2 protein-coding genes are annotated in these 7104 nt (G+C 62.9%); both read right to left on the reverse strand.

The window, feature by feature from the left end; genetic code table 11:
- Positions 1 to 6278: non-ribosomal peptide synthetase (locus AO065_RS00090; RefSeq protein ID WP_063921054.1), on the reverse strand; the 6278-nt coding region annotated here is incomplete at its 3' end.
- 1 nt (position 6279) lies between these two features.
- Positions 6280 to 7104: phosphopantetheine-binding protein (locus tag AO065_RS00095; RefSeq protein WP_155737743.1), on the reverse strand; the 825-nt coding region annotated here is incomplete at its 5' end.

Consider the following 7104-nt stretch of genomic DNA (forward strand, 5'->3'; position numbering starts at 1 on the left):
AGCAGGCCGATACCGCTGTCCTGCATCATGTAGGCCAGCCGGTCTTCGGGGTAATCCGGGTCCAGCGGCACATAGGCACCGCCCGCTTTGACGATGGCCAGCAGGCCGATCACCAGTTCCAGGCTGCGCTCGACGCAGATGCCCACTCGCACGTCCGGGCCGACGCCCGATTCACGCAAACGGTGAGCCAACTGGTTGGCGCGGGTGTTGAGTTGCGCGTAACTCAGTTGCTGCTCAGCAAAGATCAGCGCAGGCGCATCCGGTGTCGCCAGCACCTGAGTCTCGATCAGCGTGTGGATGCACTGTTCGCTCGGGAAGTCCGCAGCCGTATCGTTCCAGTCGCGCAATACCTGCCGCTGCGCAGGCTGATCCAGCAGCGCCAGTTCACCAATTGCAGCCTGTGGATCACGAATCAGCGCCTGCAACAGGTGCTGGAGATGCGCCGACAATTGCGCCACGTCGGCGTCGCTCAGGCTCTGCCGGTCGTAGCTGAAGCGCATCGACAGGGTCTGACCCAGATTGACCACCAGCGTCAGCGGGTAATGAGTCTGTTCCTGCGTATGCAGGCCGCCGAAGACCAGCCCCGGCGGCGCGGTCTGTTGCAACGCGTCGGAGACCGGGTAGTTCTCGAACACCAGAATGCTGTCGAACAGCGCATCACCGCCACTGCGCGCCCAACGCTGAATGTCGTAAAGCGGCGTGTGTTCATGTTCGCGCAGGGCCAGATTCTTGGTCTGGACCTGCTGGACCCAGTCGGCAACACGCTGCTCGGGACGCGGGCTGGCGATCACCGGCAAGGTGTTGATGAACAGGCCGAGCTGTTCCTCGACACCCGGCAACTCGGCAGGACGCCCCGCCACCGTTGCACCGAAGGTCACGCTGGATTGCCCGGTGTAGCGTTGCAGCACCAGCAGCCAGGCCGACTGCACCAGCGTATTGAGGGTTACACGCTGTTCGCGGGCGAACTCGCTCAATGCCTGTGTGGCGTGCGCGTCGATCAGTTGCAGGTGATCGCCCTGCCCGGCCTCGCCCGGCTGCGACTTGAAGCTCTGCATCAGGCGGGTCGGCTCATCCAGCTCCGCCAGTTGTCCGGTCCAGAAACGCTCACTGAGCGCCGCGTCCTGACGCTGCAGCCATTCGATGTAATCGCGATAACGACTGGTCTGTCTTGCCGGCGTCTGTCCGCTGTAACGCTGCAACACTTCGCCCAACAGGCGCGAGCTGCTCCAGCCGTCCATGAGAATGTGGTGGCTGGTGTAGACCAGCTGATGTTTGTCTTCTGCGGTGCGCAATACCGTCAGACGCAGCAACGGCGCCTGAGTCAGTTCAAAACCCTGTCGACGGTCCGCATCGGCCCAGTCATCCAGCCATTGCGGCGTCTGGCCTCTGGCATCCACCTCGGCGAACGGCATCGGCACTTCGCGCAACACCACCTGCAATGACTGATCCAGATGGCTGACGAAACCGCTGCGCAGCACTTCATGGGTATTCAGCGTGGCCTGCCAGGCCGCCTTGAAACGCGCGACGTCCAGACCGCTGACTTCGACGCGCATCTGGTTGATGTAGTTGCCCGCCTCCTGCTCGAACAGGGTGTGGAACAGCATGCCCTGCTGCATCGGCGCCAGCGGGTAGATGTCTTCGATGTCTCGGGCCGCCATCGGCAGGCTGTTCAGTTGTGCCTGAGTCAGACGGGCCAGCGGGAAGTCGGACGGCGTGACACCGGCAACGCCTGGCGCCGTGCAGTGCGCGATGAGCTGTTGCAACTCCCGTGCGTAGTCGTCGGCCAGACGTTGCACCGTGCCGGTCTCGAACACCGCGCCGCTGAAACTCCAGCTCAGACGCAGCTCGCCACCGTACACCTGACCGTTGATGCTGAGGGGCGCAGCCAGCGGCGCTTCGGCACTTTGCGAGGCGCCCGCGCTGTCAGCCGATGGGACGAATAACGCGTCCTGCGCATCGAAACTGCCGTCGAACTGGCCCAGATAATTGAAGACGATGCTGCCCTGCGGCAACTGCTGCAGCGCATGACGCGCGGCGTCGCTGCCCAGATAGCGAAGCGCGCCATAACCGATGCCCTTGTCGGGCACCGCGCGCAATTGTTCCTTGATGGCCATGATCGAATCGGAAAACGCGCCCTGCGGTGACAGCCTGACCGGGTACAGATTACTGAACCAGCCAACGGTACGGCTGAGGTCCAGCGTGTCGAACAGGTCCTCACGGCCATGGCCTTCCAGGCGGATCAGCACGTCGGACTGTCCGGTCCAGCGGCTGATCACCCGCGCCAGCGCCGTCAAAAGCAGGTCGTTGATCTGGGTACGATAGGCCGCTGGTGCGTCCTGCAGCAGTTGCCGGGTCAGTTCGCTGTTCAGGTGCGTGACCACAGAGGTCGCGTGTTTCTGCTGCTGCCCGCCCTGCGGGTTGTCGCAAGGCAAAGTGTCGCTGGCGCCCTGCAACTGGTTTTGCCACCAGGACAGTTCCTGCTCCAGCGCAGCGCTCTGCGCATGGGCCTGCAGGTGTTCGGCCCAACTTTTGAGGGAACTGGTTTTACTCGGCAGCGCCAGGGTTTGTCCTGCGGCAATGGACTGATACACCTGTTGCAAGTCTTCCAGCAGCACACGCCACGACACGCCATCCACCACGAGGTGGTGGATGACCAGCAGCAGGCGTTGCTCGTTCTGCGGCAGATTGACCAGCACGGCGCGCAGCAGCGGTCCGTTTTTCAAATCGAGACTGCGTTGTGCTTCGTCGGCCAGTTCGGTCAGGCGCTCGGTGTCGTCCAGCTCATGCGTCCACAGCACATCACGAGTATTCAGCGCGCCAAACGTGGCATGCCATTGCCCGTCCTGCCGAGAGAAGCCCAGACGCAGCGCGTCGTGATGTTCGATCAGCGCTATCAGCGCGCTTTGCAGCAGCGTTGCGTCCAGAACCGTATTGGGCTTGAGCATCACCGCCTGATTCCAGTGATGACGCTCGGGAATCTCCAGTTCGAAGAAGCGCGCCTGAATCGGCAGCAAGGGCAGTGAACCGCTGACCTGCTCCACCGCGGCGGCTGGCTTCCTCTGAATGAGTTTCGCCACCGACGCCAATTGGCCGATGGTCTGCTTTTCGAACAACTGCTTCGGGCTGAGCTTGATGCCCTGACGCTTGGCGCGGGCGATGATTTGCAAACTGAGGATCGAGTCGCCGCCCAGTTCGAAGAAGTTGTCGGTGCTGCCCACCTGCTCCAGTTTGAGCACGTCGGCCCAGACCGAGGCGAGCTTTTCCTCGATCTCGCCGACCGGTGCGGTGTAGCGCTGTTTGACCACGCCCGGTCTGGGCAAGGCGCGTTTGTCGAGTTTGCCGTTGGCGGTCAGCGGCAGACGGTCGAGCATCAGGATCTGTGCAGGCACCAGGTATTCCGGCAGGCGTGCGGCCAGTTGTTCGCGCAGGGTTTCAGCGCTTACCGACGCCACGCACCAGGCCACCAGTTGCAGACGCGACTCATCGCTGTCCAGCGGCTGGGCCAGCACCACCGCCTCGGCGACGCCCTCCAGGGTTTGCAGCAACTGCCCGACTTCACCGGGCTCGACGCGATAGCCACGGATTTTCACCTGATCGTCAGCGCGACCCAGGTATTCCAGCACGCCATCCACCCGGCGCGCGCGGTCGCCTGCACGGTACAGGCGTTTGCCATCGGCTTCAGGGTCCGGCACGAAGCGTTCGGCAGTCATCGCCGCACGGCCCAGATAGCCCTGCGCCAGGCCTTCGCCGCCCAGGTACAGCTCGCCGGCGACACGCTCGGCGACCGAATTCAGGTAAGCGTCCAGCACCCGCGCCTTGCCGTTGGCCAGCGGCTGGCCGACAGGAACGCTGCGGCAGGCGGACAACTTTTCAGCCACTTCGTGGGTGAGGATGCCGACCGTGGTTTCGGTGGGACCGTAGTGGTTGACGATCCGGCAGCCCGGTTTGAGCGAGCGAACCTGCTCGATCAAAGCCCAGGAACTGGCCTCGCCCCCCAGGATCAGCATCTGCCTGGGCAACACATCGGCGGGCCTTGCGGCCTGTAGCAGACCTTGCAGATGGCTTGGAACGATCTTCAGCACGTCCACCTGATGCTCGGCCATGTAGCGGGCAAATCCGTCGGGATCGAAGGCCTGTTCGTGGGACAGCAGGTGCAATGTGCGACCCGATGCCAGCGCGCCGAACAGCAAGGTGTGACCCAGATCGGCCGCTACGGTAGAGACCATCGCCATGCTCGCCTCCGCATCGAGCGACAGGCGCGTCAGCACGGACTGCACGTAATTGGCCAGCGCGCCGTGGCTGATCACCACGCCCTTGGGCTGCCCGGTGGAGCCTGAGGTGTAAATGATGTAAGCCGGTTGCTCGGCCTCGACCTGAATCCCCAACGCTTCATCGGCGCAATCGGCCCACTGCGTCGCATCGAACGCCAGCACCGGGCAGACGCCAAGCCGTGCGGCCTTGTCGTTGTCCGCAGCATGAATCAGCAATGCCGCGCCGCTGTCCCTGACCAATTGCTGCAAGCGCTCGGCGGGCTGCGAGGTGTCCAGCGGCAGGTACACCGCACCGAGTTTCAGCACCGCCAGCAGGCTGACCACCCACTCCACGGAGCGGTCCTGACACAGCGCAACCGTCATGCCTGCGCCGATGCCCTCGGCTTGCAGATAGCGAGCGAAACGGTTGGACTGTTGCTCCAGTTGCGCAAAGCTCAGCGTCTGTTGGCCAACCCGCACGGCGGTTTTGTCACGTCCGTTGTGCAGGCCGTTGTGCCAGAGGCCGAGGAAGTCGGAGCAGGCGAAATCCAGCGACGTTTCGACAATCGGCAGCGAACCTGTCAGCGGCTGATCCGCCAGACGACGATCAACATTCGTCACCAGCGCCTGCAACACCTCGCGCAACGCGTCAGCGATACGCTCGATGGTGCGAGCCTCGAACAGGTCGGTGGCATAGGTGAAGTAACCGCGCAGGCCATCCGGTGTGTCGGTGAAATCGAAGGCCAGATCGAAGCGTGCATCGCTTGCGCCCACCGGAAACTCGCTGACGCTCAGCCCGGTCAGGCTCTGGCGCGAGGCGTCGGCCTGATCGGCAGCGTAGACGTGTTGGTTGATCTTGAACTGGAACAACGGGTTGTGGCCCAGATTGCGCTCTGGGGCGAGGGCGTCCACCAGATGCTCGAAAGGCAGTTCCTGATGCGACTGCGCGCCGCTCACCACCTGTTTCACCTGATCCAGCAATGCCGCAAAACTCTGCCGCTCATCCACCTGCACACGCAGCACCTGGGTGTTGATGAAGAAGCCGATAAGCCCTTCCAGCTCGCTGCGGGTACGTCCGGCATTCGGTGCACCGATGCGAATATCCGCCTGCCCGCTGAAGCGCGACAGCACCACCGACAGCGCCGCCAGCACCTGCATGAAGATCGTCTGGCCACGGCTGCGGGCCAGGGTTTTCAGCTGTGTCGACAGGTGTTCCGAGAGATCGACACGCACGGTCGCGCCACGATGGCTGGGCTGCAACGGACGCTCATGGTCCAGCGGCAGGGTCAGCACCGGGTGCTCACTGCCCAGTTGCTGCTTCCAGTAATCCAGCTGCCGCTCGCCCTCCCCGGCTTCCAGCCAGGCGCGCTGCCAGATCGCGTAGTCAGCGTATTGAATCGCCAGTTCAGGCAGGGTTGCGGTCTGCCCAAGGACGTGCGCCTGATACAGCTGCACGAATTCACGAATCAGCAATTCGCCCGACCAGCCATCGGACACCACGTGATGCAGGCACACCGTCAGCACGTGTTCAGCGTCGCTCAGTTGAAACAGCTTGACCCGCAGCAACGTACCGCTGAGCAGATCGAACGGCTTATGCAGTTCGGCACGTACCTGCGCCTCGACCTGATCCGCCTCGACACTGACGCACTCCAGGGCAACGTTGCCCTGCGGCAGAACTTCCTGATGAAACTCGCCGTCTTCGGAGACGAACCGGGTGCGCAGGGTTTCATGACGCTGCACCAGTTGGTCGAGCGCTGCGCCAAGCGCCTGCGGGTTCAGCGGGCCATTCAGACGCACCGCCAGTGGTACGTTGTAGGCAATGTTGTGCGGTTCCATCTGCCAGAGAAACAGCATGCGTTGCTGTGCGTACGACAATGGAATGCGGGCAATCTCATGGCGGGTCACGGCAATCGGCAGCAGCCTGAAGCTCTGTCCGGTTTCATTGATCTTGCCGAGAATCTGACGACGCTGTTCGACGGGCAAACCGACGAAACGCTGGGCGATACGCGCTGCTGCAGACTGGTCCATGTCAGATACCCGCCATTTCGTTCATCATTTTCTCGATATCGGACAAGCCGTCCTCGGTCAGCGACAGGCCGCTCTGGGCGAACGTCTGGATAAATTCGTTCAGTTGCGGTTTCTCGAAGATCAGCCGCAACGGGATGTCGATGCCCAGTCCCGAGTGGATTCTGGACACCAGTTGCGTGGCCAACAGCGAATGGCCGCCCAGCTCGAAGAAGTCGTCGGTCAGCCCAACTCGCTCGACCTTCAGCACCTCGGCCCAGATCGCCGCCAGTTGTTGCTCCTGTTCGGTGGCCGGTGCCACGTAAAGGCGTGCCGCTTGGCCGGACTGCGGTTTCGGCAAGGCCTTGCGGTCCAGCTTGCCGTTGGCCGTGAGCGGCATCCTGGCCAGCCAGACAACGTGATGAGGCACCATGTGGTCCGGCAATGTTTCTTTAAGGAATGCCCTGAGCCTGTCCCGCAGACCTTCAACGTCCGGGTTCTGGTCGTTCGTCACCACATACGCGGCGAGCTGCTTGCCGGACGGGCCTTCGATGTCGATGACCACTGCTTCCTGAACGGAAAGGTGTTCGAGAAGGCTGGCTTCGATTTCACCCAGTTCAATGCGCAACCCGCGAATCTTCACCTGATGGTCGATACGCCCGGCGTATTCGATCACGCCTTCTTGGCGATAGCGCGCCAGATCTCCGGTTCGATACAGACGACCACCGCCATGCTCGTCGAACGGGTCCGGCACGAAGCGTTCGGCCGTCAGCGCGGCACGGTTGTGATAACCCCGCGCCAGCCCGACGCCGCCCAGGTACAGCTCCGCCGCCACGCCGGGTGCGGCCGG

Origin of the sequence: Pseudomonas viridiflava (genome assembly GCF_001642795.1) — a bacterium.
In the GTDB taxonomy this organism is placed as follows: domain Bacteria; phylum Pseudomonadota; class Gammaproteobacteria; order Pseudomonadales; family Pseudomonadaceae; genus Aquipseudomonas; species Aquipseudomonas viridiflava.